The sequence below is a fragment of the Enterococcus silesiacus genome, assembly GCF_001886225.1.
Taxonomy (GTDB): Bacteria; Bacillota; Bacilli; order Lactobacillales; family Enterococcaceae; genus Enterococcus_L; species Enterococcus_L silesiacus.
In genome coordinates this window covers 93,599-108,632 of sequence record NZ_JXLC01000002.1, presented here as the reverse complement: position 1 = coordinate 108,632, position 15,034 = coordinate 93,599, and the positions used below count along the sequence as shown (strand labels likewise).

15 protein-coding genes are annotated in these 15,034 nt (G+C 35.7%); all 15 read right to left on the bottom strand.

Features of this window, described 5'->3' with window-relative positions; translation table 11 throughout:
• Positions 1-188: 188 nt before the first annotated feature.
• Positions 189-869, bottom strand: a complete 681-nt coding sequence (locus RV15_RS01685; protein ID WP_071876333.1) for a Bax inhibitor-1/YccA family protein — start codon at positions 867-869, stop codon at positions 189-191.
• Positions 862-1,344, bottom strand: a complete 483-nt coding sequence (locus RV15_RS01680) for a MaoC family dehydratase (RefSeq protein ID WP_071876332.1) — start codon at positions 1,342-1,344, stop codon at positions 862-864. Before RV15_RS01680 ends, RV15_RS01685 begins: the two co-directional genes overlap by 8 nt.
• Positions 1,345-1,485: 141 nt before the next feature.
• Complete coding sequence (gene murC / locus RV15_RS01675) at positions 1,486-2,823, bottom strand: UDP-N-acetylmuramate--L-alanine ligase (protein WP_071876331.1); 1,338 nt, start codon at positions 2,821-2,823, stop codon at positions 1,486-1,488.
• Between the two features lie 432 nt (positions 2,824-3,255).
• A complete protein-coding gene (locus tag RV15_RS01670; protein WP_167364069.1) occupies positions 3,256-4,164 on the bottom strand; it encodes a hypothetical protein in 909 nt (302 codons plus the stop codon).
• A 173-nt stretch (positions 4,165-4,337) separates the two neighbouring features.
• The gene (gene asnS / locus RV15_RS01665) at positions 4,338-5,636 is read right to left on the bottom strand and encodes an asparagine--tRNA ligase (RefSeq protein WP_071876329.1); all 1,299 of its coding nucleotides are present in this window, start codon (positions 5,634-5,636) and stop codon (positions 4,338-4,340) included.
• 49 nt (positions 5,637-5,685) lie between these two features.
• A complete protein-coding gene (locus RV15_RS01660) occupies positions 5,686-6,876 on the bottom strand; it encodes a pyridoxal phosphate-dependent aminotransferase (protein WP_071876328.1) in 1,191 nt (396 codons plus the stop codon).
• Positions 6,877-7,025: 149 nt separating this feature from the next.
• Positions 7,026-7,532: a cell wall elongation regulator TseB-like domain-containing protein gene (locus RV15_RS01655; protein ID WP_071876327.1), complete on the bottom strand. Its 507-nt coding sequence runs from the start codon at positions 7,530-7,532 to the stop codon at positions 7,026-7,028.
• A gap of 76 nt (positions 7,533-7,608) precedes the next feature.
• Positions 7,609-10,377 (bottom strand): helicase C-terminal domain-containing protein, encoded by a 2,769-nt coding sequence (locus tag RV15_RS01650; RefSeq protein WP_071876326.1) that lies wholly within the window; start codon positions 10,375-10,377, stop codon positions 7,609-7,611.
• 364 nt (positions 10,378-10,741) lie between these two features.
• Entirely contained in the window at positions 10,742-11,179 is a 438-nt protein-coding gene (locus RV15_RS01645; protein WP_217265791.1) for a hypothetical protein, read from the bottom strand.
• Between the two features lie 181 nt (positions 11,180-11,360).
• Complete coding sequence (locus RV15_RS01640; RefSeq protein ID WP_071876324.1) at positions 11,361-11,969, bottom strand: hypothetical protein; 609 nt, start codon at positions 11,967-11,969, stop codon at positions 11,361-11,363.
• A gap of 55 nt (positions 11,970-12,024) precedes the next feature.
• Positions 12,025-12,897, bottom strand: a complete 873-nt coding sequence (locus RV15_RS01635) for a PhzF family phenazine biosynthesis protein (RefSeq protein ID WP_071876323.1) — start codon at positions 12,895-12,897, stop codon at positions 12,025-12,027.
• A 57-nt stretch (positions 12,898-12,954) separates the two neighbouring features.
• Positions 12,955-13,293, bottom strand: a complete 339-nt coding sequence (locus RV15_RS01630; RefSeq protein ID WP_139242955.1) for a DUF4406 domain-containing protein — start codon at positions 13,291-13,293, stop codon at positions 12,955-12,957.
• A complete protein-coding gene (locus RV15_RS01625) occupies positions 13,290-13,553 on the bottom strand; it encodes a hypothetical protein (protein WP_071876322.1) in 264 nt (87 codons plus the stop codon). The genes RV15_RS01630 and RV15_RS01625 overlap by 4 nt, the downstream gene beginning before the upstream one ends.
• Positions 13,554-13,842: 289 nt before the next feature.
• Complete coding sequence (locus RV15_RS01620) at positions 13,843-14,313, bottom strand: cysteine hydrolase family protein (RefSeq protein ID WP_071876321.1); 471 nt, start codon at positions 14,311-14,313, stop codon at positions 13,843-13,845.
• Between the two features lie 75 nt (positions 14,314-14,388).
• Complete coding sequence (locus tag RV15_RS01615) at positions 14,389-14,871, bottom strand: tetratricopeptide repeat protein (protein WP_071876320.1); 483 nt, start codon at positions 14,869-14,871, stop codon at positions 14,389-14,391.
• Positions 14,872-15,034: the final 163 nt, after the last annotated feature.

Below are 15,034 nucleotides of genomic sequence, written 5' to 3'. Positions count from 1 at the left end.
TTTCCCGATTTTATAAAAGTATAAAGCAAAGGACGAAGTTAGTCAATGGATTTTATATCAAAAACAAGCATTAAAAAGGTTTTTTATACAAAATAAAAGACTTTTTCCGTATAATAACGCATTTTAATATTATTTTTATACAAAAAAAAACCCAGATTTCTCTGGGTGCTTTATACTCGATCAATTGATTAATTATTTTTACCAAAGATACGTAAGAACGCTAAGAATAAGTTAATAAAATCAAGGTACAATTGTAATGCAAAGAAAACGGCAATTCCAGTTCCAGCTTGTCCACCCGTTTCATTGTACACTTGGCGGATTCTTTGATTATCATAGGCTGTGATTCCTGCAAAAATCAACACCATCAAAATTGAAATGAAAAATGAAACTGCACCACTACGTAGGAAAAAGAAATTAATCACCATTGCAATAATAATTCCGATCAATGCGCTATACGCCGCATGTCCCATTGCTGATAGATCTTTCTTCGTAAACATTCCAACGAGTGACATCGCCCCAAACGTTGCAGCAGCACTGACAAACGCGCTTACCACAGTTGCTTGAGCGTACATTAGCAAGGTTGCAGATATTGTCACACCATTTAAAATGGAATAAACTAAAAATCCACTAACAGCTAAACTTGGATTCTTTTGAGCTTTTAGTCCTAAGAATAAAACTAAGCCAATTTGTAGAATCCATAATCCGAAAAATAACGCTGTTGAATGTAATAAGGTAACCAAAACGATCGGGTAAACTGTTAGAATCAGGTATGACACTAGCGCACTAACGCCAATTCCCATCGCTAAAAACGCATAAATTTTTGAATAAAACTTATTCAAGCCAACATTTACTACTGCTCCATTATTCATCTATATCTCCTTCTTTCTCCTCTAGTTCTGCTAAGGTCACTTGAGGGGGTTGCACCATTACGACTGCATCAAGTACTCGATCTTCTTCTTCATTCACAACTTCAATCGAAATCGTCACAACATCTTTCATCTTATCTACCTTGATCACTTCAAATTGAAACGTCAGTGTTTCATAATGAAAAACAGGTTCCACGAAGTTTACTGAAAAATTGACCACATGAGAGCCTGGTCCTGGTAAATGTTTTGAAATTGCACTGGTGATGATCCCCATCAACATGATCGAGGGAACGATCGGTTTGCTGTATTCTGTTTTTTGGGCATAATCATGTTGGATATATAAGGGATTGGCATCGTTGGTTAAGCCCAAATAAAGAAGTAAATCTTTATCTTCGATCGATTCGGTTAAAGACAGCGAATCGCCTTCCTCAATATCTTCGATGGTTTTGCCTAATTTTCTCGGTTTTCCGATATTCAAATTAGTACACCTCCACTAATGATAAGATAATTGTACCAAAATGACGACAAAAGGCAAGTTAAAAAGAAGAGGCTTCAACAAATCCTAAAAATAGATTGTTGAGGCTTCTTCTTCAAGTTTATTAATTGCTAGTATGTTTATTTATAAAACACTTCTTGTTGTATTACTTAACAACGTTTCATAAGCTTGTTCAAATTTTTGAACATCACCAGCACCCATAAAGACCATTACAGCATTTTCGTGATCTAATAGTGGAGAGACATTCTCTTCTTTGATAACTTGTCCGCCTTTTTGGATTTTATTGCCTAAATCTTCGATTTTAACATCGCCTTGTTGTTCTCTTGCAGAACCAAAGATATCACAAAGATAAACCGCATCCGCTAAATCCAACGCTTCAGCAAAGTCATCCATCAACGCAATCGTACGTGTAAAAGTATGTGGTTGGAAAACTGCGATGATTTCTTTATCTGGATACTTTTGACGGGCACCATCAATCGTAGCAATAATTTCTGTTGGGTGGTGTGCATAATCATCTACAATGATCATATCTGAAACTTTTTTCTCAGTAAAACGGCGTTTCACACCTTCAAAAGTCAACATTTCTTCTGCTACTTTTTTCATATCCAACTTTTCAAAGTAAGCAACAGCAATCACACCTAATGCATTCATAATATTGTGTTGGCCAAAGGCAGGTAACACAAAGTGTCCCACAAATGTATCCTGATGATAGACATCAAAAGAAGAACCTTGTGTTGTCCGTTTGATATTTTTAGCTTGAATATCATCATCATCTGCTAAACCATAATAATAAACGGGTACATCCGTTTTTAGCTGACGCAGATATTTATCATCACCATAGGCAAAAATTCCTTTTTTGACTTGTTTCGCCATTGTTTGGAACGCGGAAAAAACATCTTCAATACTCTTAAAATAATCAGGATGATCAAAATCGATATTCGTCATGATCGCATAATCTGGAGAATAAGCTAGAAAATGGCGACGATATTCACAAGCCTCGAAAGCAAAAAACTCAGCGTTGGGATCACCATGGCCTGTGCCATCACCGATCAAATAACTTGTTGGCGCGATGCCAGTCAATACATGAGAAAGTAATCCTGTTGTACTTGTCTTTCCATGAGAGCCAGTTACAGCAACGCTTGTATATGGTTGAATAAAACGTCCAATAAAATCGTGATATCGAATGATTTCAGCACCTAATTCTTTCGCGCGTACCAATTCTTCATGTGTGTCAGGAAAAGCATTTCCTGCAATAACGATCATATCTTTTGTAATATTATCAGCATTAAAAGGTAAGATAGTGATACCAGCTTTTTCTAAATCACGTTGAGTGAAAAAATATTCATCTACATCTGAGCCTTGCACATGATATCCTTTTTCAAATAATACAAGCGCCAACGAGCTCATTCCTGAACCTTTGATTCCAACAAAATGATGTAATTTACTTTCTTGATTGCTCATTTTAATCCTCTTCTCTTATATCCTATATAAAAAATAATGTTCTACTTCGTTCATTCGTACGTTCCTCATTATCATATAAAAATTGAAAATAATCAACCCATAATGACCCTGCTTTAAAGAGATCCTATAAATCTTTCTTGTGTGTACAAAGTAAGAAGCGAAGTAAAATTTATTTTTTGTTTTATTTCTTCTATTTCTATCTACTAAATACTGTTGTATAGACATTCACAACGTTATGGTATCGACGTAAAACCTACGCTCTGTTAGAAAAAATCAACGCTCTTTTTTCTAATGAAATCCCCTTATTATTTTAATCTTTCTAAAAAGATAACATTTCAGCGCTGTCTATACCACTTTTTAGCAAGGCCAGTGAAGGCCCGATTATTTAACGCATTTCCATGAAGATTTTAGGCGAAAAAAACAGTAAGTATTTTAAGAAAAATACTTACTGTTCTCAAGTTCCATACTAGAATCTTCAATAATTCCGCTTAGCGGCTTATCAAGGATGCTTTTCTTTTTTTCTTGCTCAGCTTCTGCTACTTTTTGACCGTAGGCCGTTTGAGTCTTCGCATTTTGTTTCGCAGTTTTCAATTCTTTTCTAGAGCGAGGTAACGTGTGACTGATATCCTCTTCTTTTCCGAAACGCTCCATATCAGGCTTAATCTGTTGATATTGACGTCTTGTTACAGGAATCTCTGGTGAGTCTTTTGGGATGTTAAACTTTTTAACGGTTGGATCTTCGTTCCCTTTTACTTGAAAAGCAGCTGGTTCATCATCAAAAAGTAAGTATGAACTTTTTTCCTTTTTCATCGCCGTTGCTAATTCTTGCTCTGTCAAAGCAGGCGTCGTGGTTTCTGGAATGACAGAAGCCGGAATATATTTCGGCACAAAATAGGAACGAGTATCATACGTAAAATCTTTTGAGAATGCTGCTTTATTTTGTTTAGAAGCCTGATTAGAACCAAATCCGTAAGCACTTCTTTTTGGCATATCGCCAAATAAATTATTTTTTTGCTTTGGGGACGTTGGTTTATTATGCGTCATCATATAATTTGGCAGATTAGATTTATGACGCGCTAACTCTGCCATCTGTTCTTGACTATGAGAAACGTGTTGGCTATTTGTTTGTGTGGGTTGTTTTTTCAGCACTGGTTGAACCGTGATTGGATCTATGACTGGCGCACTCTGTTGTACTTGTGTTCCTGATTTAGTGATCATCGGGTCTTCTTGAAACAGTGTTCGTTTATTTTCAGGAGTTAATTTCACACCTAAATCATCGTCATAAGCTGGAAAACGAAAATGTTTTCTTTTGATTTGAGTTGGGTTTTCCATTCGAGTCATTCCTTTATTCTACTTTCTGTCAATTCTACCATAAATCTGTGGAATTCTAAACAAATTACCTTACTTTTTCTGTTTTCTTGATACAATTTTAGGTAAACATTTCGTTTTCTGTAAAAATGAGCCGTTGAAACAAAGTTACTGCTTCGTTTCAACGGCTCATAACATGCTTATTTCTAAGGGTAAATACGATTTAATAGACGTGGGAATGGACTTGCTTCACGAACATGTTCGATTCCAGCCAACCAAGTCACCGTACGTTCTAAACCTAAACCAAAACCTGAATGAGGAACAGAACCATAACGACGTAGATCTAAATACCAAGAATATTCTTTTTCATCTAGATTATGGTTACGAATTTGCTCTAACAAGTAATCATGGTCAATGGCTCTTTCAGAACCGCCGATGATTTCGCCATAGCCTTCTGGCGCGATCATATCCGCACAAATCACGACATCGTCACGAGTTGGATGTGGTTTCATGTAGAACGCTTTGATTGCTTTTGGATAATTTAAAATAAAGACTGGACGGTCAAATGAATTGGCAATAAATGTTTCATGTGGTGAGCCAAAATCATCGCCCCACTCAATATCATCAAACCCGTTTTTCTTCAATAACTCAACTGCTTCATCATAAGAAATACGTGGGAATGGTAGTTGTGTATATTTTTTCAAGACTTCTCTATTTCGTTCTAACACATCTAAAGCATGGTCGCAATTGTCCAATACACTTTGAACTAAGAAAGCCACGTATTGTTCTTGCACCTCTAAACTTTCTTCTTGGTGCATAAAAGCCATTTCTGGTTCGATCATCCAAAACTCGATCAAGTGACGACGTGTTTTAGATTTTTCTGCTCTAAAGGTTGGGCCGAATGAGAACACTTTACCAAAAGCTAACGCTGCCGCTTCCATATATAATTGTCCACTTTGAGATAGATAAGCTTTTTGATCAAAATAGTTTGTCTCAAATAAATCAGTCGTGCCTTCAGCTGTGCTTGCAGTTAAGATTGGTGGATCGATTTTAACAAAATTATTGTTGTTGAAAAACTCGTACGTTGCACGAATAATTTCGTTACGGATTTGCATGATTGCATGTTGACGTGAAGAACGTAACCATAAATGACGGTGATCCATCAAAAAGTCAGTTCCGTGTTCTTTTGGTGTAATTGGGTAGTCATGACTTTCACCAATCACTTCAATCCCTGTTACACCAATTTCATAACCGAATTTTGAACGGCTGTCTTCTCTAATTTCACCTGTGATCCAAACAGAGGTTTCTTGTGTTAGGCTTTTCGCTAATTGGAAGACTTCTTCCGGTACTTCACTTTTCACTACAATTCCTTGAAAATAAGCTGTTCCATCACGTAATTGTAAAAAAGCAATCTTTCCGCTTGAACGTTTATTGGCGATCCAAGCCCCTATTTTGACTGTTTCCCCTACATGATTTTTTGAATCAATAATTTGAATTTGTTCCACGATTGTCTCTCCATTCATCTATTCTTTTACCTATCCCGAATTAAGTCATTTATTTAGTTGATTTGCTTTCGATAAATGCGGCAATCCGCTTGACTGCTTCTTTTAATGTGTCTAAATCAGTTGCATAGCTGATCCGCACATTTTCTGGAGCCCCAAAACCAGCACCTGTTACCAGTGCGACTTGTGCTTCTGCTAATAAATCATCTACCCATTTAGTCACGTCGGTATAGCCGCACATCGTTAACGTTTCTTTGATATTAGGAAACAGATAAAATGCGCCATGCGGTTTTTCCATTTTGAATCCTGGCAATGCGGCAAATAAAGGATAGATTTCATTTAAACGGGCTTCAAATGCCTGTCTCATGATCTCAACCGTGTCTTGTCCGCCTACTAAAGCTTCGATTGCCGCATATTGACTAACTGCGGTTGGATTACTTGTCGATTGTGACGCAATATCATTCATCGCAGAAATAATCGTTTCATCTCCGACGGCATAGCCGATTCGCCAGCCTGTCATTGCATAGCTTTTAGAAACACCATTAATAATAATTGTATGCTTTCTGATTGCCTCAGATAATGTTGCCATCGGTGTAAAGGTCGCGCCATTGTAGATAAGTCGACCGTAAATATCATCTGATACGATCAAAATATCATTTGCGACGGCCCACTCACCAATTTTGCGTAATTCATCTTCAGAATAGATCATTCCTGTAGGATTGGAAGGAGAATTTAAAATCAATAATTTCGTCTTAGCCGTTTTTGCTTCTTCCAATTGTTCCACAGTCACTTTAAACTCTTTTTCCTGAGCACATGAGATAAAGACAGGCACGCCTTCAGCTAACTTGACTTGTTCCCCATAGCTCACCCAATAAGGAACTGGAATGATCACTTCATCATTGGGATTCAATACTGCTTGAAAAAGAAGATACAACGCAAATTTAGCCCCATCTGTAACAATCACATTGTTTGCTTGATAGTTTAATTGATAATACGTTTCAATATATTTTACAACAGCTTCACGAAGTTCCTTGATACCAGCTGAAGGCGTATAATAGCTGGCCTTGCCACTTTCGATGGCTTGGATTGCTGCTTGCTGGATATTTTTAGGCGTCGTAAAATCCGGTTCACCTACAGTTAAACTCAACACATCTTTCCCTGCCGCTTTTAATGCATTAGCCTTCGCCGATGCTGCAAGGGTGACTGAGGGTTCTAATTTTTGTGCACGTCTTGATATGTTCATACTCTCACTCCTCATTTTTTATCAGATACTAGGACAAGCGTATTTAACTCCTAGTAATTCAACGGAGTAACGTCCTTTCCTGACCCTATTTATCCTTGTTTCATCAAGTAACTAAACATCAGTATGATTATTTTTATAAGTCTGTCTCGTCAGACATTCTTAATGATCATGATTTCCTCAGCCTTTTCAAATGATAACAGATAATAATTCAGTGAACTATCTTCGTTTTTAGTAACGACTTCCCATGTTGGTTTATCGTTATATAGACCTAAGCTGATTTTTTGAATATTTGACTCTTTATAATCGGTTTCAATAATCTGACGAATATGCCCTTCTTCCACACCATCCTTTTGATTCAGGACTGTCACCTTTTCTCCTGCTTTCGGGATGATTACAGCTAGCTCTTCTCCTTTATCGTTTTTACCAGTTACGCTAAAATAGGTTTCTTTTCTAGTAAACCAATAAAAGTTGTCAACCGACTCTAGCTGTGCATATTCTTTCGCGATTTCTGTGGCTTCTTTCTTCGCTTGTGTTCTTGGCTGCGTGGAGCGAATATAGAAAATAGTCATCACTACAATGATCACTAATAAAGCCGCAATGACACCTATTAGGATCTTAGTATTTCTTGTTTCCTTTTGGTCTTCTTGTTCTTGCAATCGCCTCGCCCTTTCCAAACTTACTGGCTACCATTATAGCAGAAAATCACTTTAATTTAATAGATAGTAGATAAATTTATTTATTTAAAAATTCTTTTAGCTCTAAAGCTATTGCCTCTAATGACTCTTCTTTCACAGATAACTCTTTTGGCAATGCTTTTAACATACGTTTTCCATATTTTGCAGTTACTAGTCGTCTGTCTAAAACAATCAGTGCACCTTTATCACTGTCAGAGCGAATCAAGCGACCTAACGCTTGGCGTAAACGTAAAGCTGCTTTAGGCAGTGCTTCATGAGTAAATGGGTTGACACCTTTTTCTTCAAGATAGTCGTAGCGAGCTTTGACAAAAGGACGTTTAGGATTTTCAAATGGCAAGCGTGTCACGATCAAAAGCGACAGCGCTTCTCCTGGTAAATCGACCCCTTCCCAAAAACTGTCAGCGCCTAGCAAAATACTATTTTTTGAATGAGCAAAGCGTTTTAAGATTTTTTCCCGACTCCCACTGATTCCCTGTGCTAACAGTTCTCTACCAGCGTTTAGAAATTGCGGATGTAAACGATAATAAACACTGGATAAAATATCATGTGAGGTAAATAAAACCAACATCGAACGATCTTGCTGTTGTGATAATTCTTGGATTACAGCTGCGATATACGCAGCAAATTCTGCAGCATCAGCCTGACTGATTGCAATGGCTTCAGTTGGTATATATAAGCGCGCGTTTTCCTCATAGTTATATGGGTCAGGTAATGTTTTAAACGAAACGTTCGTCAACCCAAGTTTATTTGGCAAATACTTTTTATCATTACCGAATTTCAATGTTCCACCCGTATACAAAATCCGCTGATAACGGTCATACCAAGTGGTCTCAGATAAAATACTTGCCTCTAGATCGTTGATTGCAAGCAAGCCATATCCTTGAGGCGTAGTACTATATTCTTTGATCCACCTTGGCTCCCATCTATTGACGTAAATATCAAAACATTCATAAAGGAATGCGATCCGTTCAAAAAATTGTAGTAAACTAACGAATATAATCCGCTCAGATGCTGTATACTTTTCCAATTCAGCAACAATCGACAGTTGCAATCTGGTTTGGATTTCCTGCATCTCTGTCAAAAGAATTTCGATCTTTTGAATCGAAGTTTCTCCATTTAACGACAAATGATCAAAAACTGGCTTCGTTAGCAGCATTGCTTCTAAATGTGATCGCTTCTCATCTTTGAACAACTGATTTATTTCATAAAACAAATCGCTAAACTCCTCAATCAAATCATTTAAAGCATTAGAATAAATCCGTAACAGCCGCTGTTCTTGCGTTTTAGTGTCAAAAATTTGATTGATTTGATCAAAGAGCTGATCTTCTTCCAAATAAAGCGCTGCTTGTTTTTTAAATGACACATAATTGAACTGACGATTGGCAATTTTCCCAGCGATCTCAGGCAAATGATGGGCTTCATCAATAATCAAATAGGAGCTCTTAGGCAAGAGCGGAATTTCTCTAAGGGTTTCTTGTGCTAAAAAAGCATGATTGACGATCAATACATTACTTTGTCGAACCTTTTTATAGAGAAAACGGACAAAATCTTCTTGGTACAAAGAATCTTGATCAGACAAAAAATCAATCCCACGATGCGCGACATCACGCCAAAAAATATGGTTAAAGTTCGTTAATTGTAATTCATCAAGATCCCCTGTCTCCGTTTCCACTAACCAAACTAAAACACCCATCTGGTACAAGGCATATTGTTTTTGCTGTACCGGATTTTTCAATGTAGCTTTAAACCGCTGCAGATCGATATAATGGCGATGACTTTTAATAATTACAGCGTTGATTGGCTTAGGACTAATTTGATTCGCTAACGGAATATCTTTTTCGGTCAATTGATTTTGCAAGACGATAGACACTGTGCTAATGATAACTGGATTGTCAGGCGTGGCTAAATAGCTAAGTGGAAATAAATAGCCTAAAGTTTTTCCAGTTCCAGTCGCCGCCTCAATAAATAAATTTTTATGTTCATCATTTGTGAAATGATCATACACTAAATTCATCATCCGGCTTTGTTCTGACCGGTAACCGATCACATCAGCAAAAACTTTTTCTTTGGCCTTTTTCTTTTGTGGAAAAACTGGGTTCCCATATAATTTTTCTTCAAATAGCGGAACTTCTTTTTTTCTTAAGGCTATTCCTGAAACAACATGCTGCTCTTTTGCCAAAGGCTGGATATCTTGCTTCATTTCTTCATATATGTGATGGATATAAGAGCTTGTATCCATTCCAGTTTGCTGACTCAATCGATCAATCGACTCCATTGTGATCAGCGGTAAGCGACGCATTTTAGCTTCAATCAGCAATAAAAGTTCTGCCGTTACTTGTGCATCACTATCAGCCTGGTGAGGATTATCATGGATCAACCCTAAGCTTTCAGCTAAGTCGCCTAAACGGAAACTTTTTTCTGTCGGCAGGAAAATCTGAGCTAACTCCACCGTATCAATGCCGGGAATCTTTAATTTAGGTGTGCCGCACCGCAGCAATTCCTGTGTTAAAAAGGAATAATCAAAATAGATATTATGAGCAACGAATATGGTATCAGCTAATAGGTTATAAATCGTTAAGGCCACATCTTCAAAATAAGGTGCTTTATGCACACGAGAATTACTAATACCTGTAAGTTGCTGTATCTGCTTAGAGATGGCCTGATTCGGATTGATATCAGTCGCAAAACGGGAAATGATTTTTCCTTCTTGGATCAATACACAGCCGAATTGAATAATCCGGTCAACCGTTGGATCGGTCCCAGTTGTTTCTAGATCAACTACTGCGTAGGTCTGTTTTTTCCTCATGGGCTTCCCGCCTTTCCTCTATCCTTGAAAATTATACTACAAAACCGAAGTTTTTTTTAGTCTTAGTTTGAAAGCCTGTCAGGTAGAGGTAATTTTGTTGTTGTTTTGACATACTCTTGTTCTTTTTAGGTGCGAATGCGAACTGCCTTTTCTACTCAATAAAAAAGGAGTCATTCTCTATTGTTTAGCAGAATAATTCCTTTAATTTGTATAGTCGGTTATTCTTATGAACAACGCTCAAACTATTTATTTGTCGATATTCTAATTCAAACGATTCCTCATTCTAAGCTACTGAACTTATCTTGTTATGAGATTTCTTCAAAACTCATATTCCTAACTCTTTCTGATCGTTTGTAAGAGAAGCTTACTCCTCTGTATTGAACAACACTCTTATTAATTCGTCGTACTTCTTAGGTTGATCATTACTACCATAAATCGACTTCGCCTCGCCATCTTTATATTTAATAGTTAACGACCATTGGTAGCCATCCATTATATCCTTATTAACATACTTTTCTTTCCAATTAGAAATCCTCATTTTGTTAATTTTCCCCTCAAATTTCCTTATATCACTGATTCTGTAAATTTCGAAATCACTCTCTGGAATATTCTCGATTTTATTCGGTACTCCACTTCTACTATAATCATTATTAATAAATATTTTTTTGGTAGCGTCTTCTATGTTTACTTCAACCGCTTTGGATAGTACACCAAAACTTGAAGTCATATATGAAATTTCTTTGATTTCTTTCCTTTCTTCCCTATTAGTACACCCTGAAAACAGCACAATAACTGCTAACATCACTATATACCTATACTTTTTCATTATTCCTCCCTTTTAGATGTTAGTTCTTCTGCTATATCAATACCTATACTTTTGAGCTTAGATTCCATTTCTTCCCCTAAATTTGGCAATGTTATTAGTGCAGTCATCTTCTAATCTTCTCCTTAAATCAACGAAAGAACGTTTAATTTATTACTTACTATTTTTCTTTTTCAATACTGTCTATTGGTACAGTAAATTCAATATAGTTAAACGGTCCAGATCCACCGCCATTAAATTCTAAATCATAATTATATCGAATAGTAATACTATCACCAATTTCAATCAATTCTCCGATGGTAAAGCTGCTCTTATAATACCCTTTTTCTCCTTTTGAAGCTGGTTTAGATTCGATTCCCCCTTGGCCTTGTTTGAAGTTTTTATTTTTACTATTGACCATCCAAATCTCCCCACCTTGCATATCAAAGGCTTCTGGAAAGTTCCTATTTTCAAATTCAAACTCTATTGTAATATAATTATATTTATTTTTAGAATTAGCATATAACTCTCCTTTTGCTCTTTTAGCAGAAATCTCGATCATTGGAGTAGCATTTTCTAAAATAACAGCTTTTTCATTTTCTTTGTACTGCTCTTTTTTGACAGTGTATTTTATTTCTCGCTTATTTTCTTTTTGCATACTAACGAACGTGCGCCCTTCTTCTACCAGTTTTCTTGCCTTTGATTCTTCTGTTGAGTAATCCTGTTTAGCACATGAAGTCACTAATAACGATGAGCTTAGGAAAAGAAAACAATAAATTTTTTTCTTCATAGTCTCTCCTTAGTTAAAAATTGATTATTTTTTATCTGTAACATTCCTTCTTTTATTAATCCATTTCTGATAAATCTTTCGTAATCATCGCTTTTCCTCCAACAAAAACTTGTCTAATTTCTCTGTCCTCAGCACTTATTTCAACGATTATCCGACCAGTCTGATCTGGACGTAGTCTTCCTTGTCTAAAGTGATACGTTTTGTCCCCGATGCTTTTATTTTCTTGGAATAGATAGCAGACCAGTGCTCCATTAGAAGTTCCTGTCGCGTATTCCTCTTCAATTCCCACAAAAGGAGCGAAGTTGCGGCAACTAATTGTCGTCTTATCTGGAACAAAGACATGATATCCAATAATATCTAATTGTTTTGAAATTGCTTCTATTTCACTTGAATTAGGCTTAATTGCCTGCAAAATAGTTGTATCTTTCACTGGAATCATTAAATCCTTCAGCCCTGTTGATACAATCTTCAATGGTAACTCTTCTGAAAAATCAGTAACAGCGATTCCTAAAGAACTAGCAATTTTTGCATAATCTAGTTTCTCTATGAAAAAAACTGGTAATGTTTGTTCCATAAAAACAGTGTCATCCTCTACTATTAAAATGGCTAATCTCCCAGCTTGTGTCTGGATCGTGTATTCTCCCACAGTCAGTTTGCCTAATTTCTTTAACAAGCTAAATGCGGCAATAGTTGCATGCCCACATAACGGAACTTCAGTCTGAGGCGTAAAATAGCGCACTTCAAATTCGTTAGCAGCTACGGGATGAACAAATGCAGTTTCAGCATATCCTAGTTTTTTTGCAAGCAGTTGCATTTGATCCGTCGACAAATGTTCGTCAGGTTTTAATAATTTTACACCAGCTAAATTTCCGCCCTTATCTTGATATGTAAAGCTGCTGAGCTCAAATAATGATTCTTTATTTCCCATTTTATCGTTCCTCCACCTAATTCTTATACTATTACTTTTTTAAACTCAATTTGAGCATTAACTGATGGGCAAATTTTTTAACCTAGCTGATTCGATAGAATAATATCTTATGCTTTTATTATTTTTTCTCGCATATTCAATTTCTTTTCTAGTACTCTCTCCAATGTAGCCATCAACATCAATCACAAAAACTTCATCTGCTATTTCGATTTTTTTATAATGTATCATGCCAAATAATTGCGCGTTTTCTTCTGTCATTTCAATGTTTTCATTTTGCTCAAAAAAACACGGGGTGATTACAGCTAAGCCTTCTTGAGTTAAAGTTGCTTCAACTTCTTTAAATTCTTTCATAAATTTTATCGAACCACACAATGTTACTACGGCTATATTATTCATAACTTTTCTTCTTCCTGAGCTCTTTTAAGAGTATCCAATTCATTTTCTATTAAACGATTTTTCTTATTATAGAAATAAAACGATAGTAAAAAAAATAAAAATGCAAACGGTAATATCAACACTCCCCACAAAGGAAATATCCATCCTACTTGATCAAATGCACTTCCTGGGAAAAACCTTACAATGACCAACGGTATGATGATGATTGATACATCAAAACCTAATACTGCTACACTTACCTTGAATAGTGTTTTTATCAATTAATGCCCTTCTTTCTGCTTGATTTAAGTAACTTAATGCGGCTTTTTATTAATCCTTAATCTAAAAAAACCATGCAGTATAAATGAAAGTCAGCAACAAAATTGATATTTTGTGTCATTACTTACAATATACTGGAAAATCTCACATTGCACTCAGATACAATAAACTTGTTAAATCTAAACTGAATTTAACAATGGTCAAAATATTCTTTACCATGCCAATTTTCTATATCTATTTTTATATTTTCAATTTATCAATCCTTTGTAGAATAATTATGCCAAAACAGATTTATTTATCATTATTGATATACATACTTGATGTTATTGTATAGACTCCAATTTTCTTTAATCTTTTATTCCAGATATTTTTTAACGGCTTAATTACGGAATCATGTGCATCTTCTACTAGTGTCACAGAATACCCTTGCTCCAATGCACCTTTACATGTTTTTTGAATACAAGCATTACTCATTAATCCTACAACCACAAATGAATCTAGTTTAAGATCATTCACTACTTTATTAAAGTTAGGAGATGTAAATGCATTCCCTTCTTTTTTATCTACGACAAAATCATCACTTAGTCGACTTAAAGAATTAGATAACTCTCCACAGCCTTCTTGTTCGATGAATATAACGGGTAGATTTTTCTCATGAAAAAAATCTATCATCCTATTTATTCTTCTCAAAAATTTTTCTTTACCATACAGTGGTCCAATTGTTTTACTTTGAATATCGATTACTAATAATGCTTTTCTCAAATTACTTTTCCTCCTATAACTCCTTGTTAGAAAGCTACTAAATCGTTCATATTATAAATCTCAATATAATTCTCCTTACCACGTTCTATCCAATTTATCTGAATAATACAAAATTGCTTTTTGGTAAGCTCTAACCTCATTATCTTCTGAAGTAGTAGCAATTAAATGCAACAACACTTCCATACCTTCTGAGTATTGTCCTAAGTTGTACAAGACCATTGAATAAAATACTTTAAAAGCATTATTTGTTTGAAATTTGTCTAAGCCACTCTTTAACGTTTTTTTGGCTAAATCGTATTTACCCAGAGTTCTATATGTACTGCCTAAACCAAGATAAGCTCCCTCTAAGTTTACACCTTCTAAACCATTTTGAATTGATTTTTCGTAATAATATACTGCTTCCGCCTCTCTTTCTATTATATCGAAACTCCAAGCAGTCTGATAATTTAAGTAAGGATCATCAATTTTATTTTCCAATAGTTCCAATAACAGCTGGTTAGACCCTTCTAAGTTACCTTCTTTCCTTAATCGTAAAGCGTTATTTATGTTCTTCTCCACTAATAATCCTTCTTTCTATTCTTTTTGAAAATCCCAATCGATTTTAGATTTGATTCAGCTACAAATTCATTTTTAACAAGGGGGTGTCGTTACTAATTAAAACATAGTAAACGAATAAAACAGTATTATAAGGATAGCGGAAAGAGAGATATGCGCTAACATA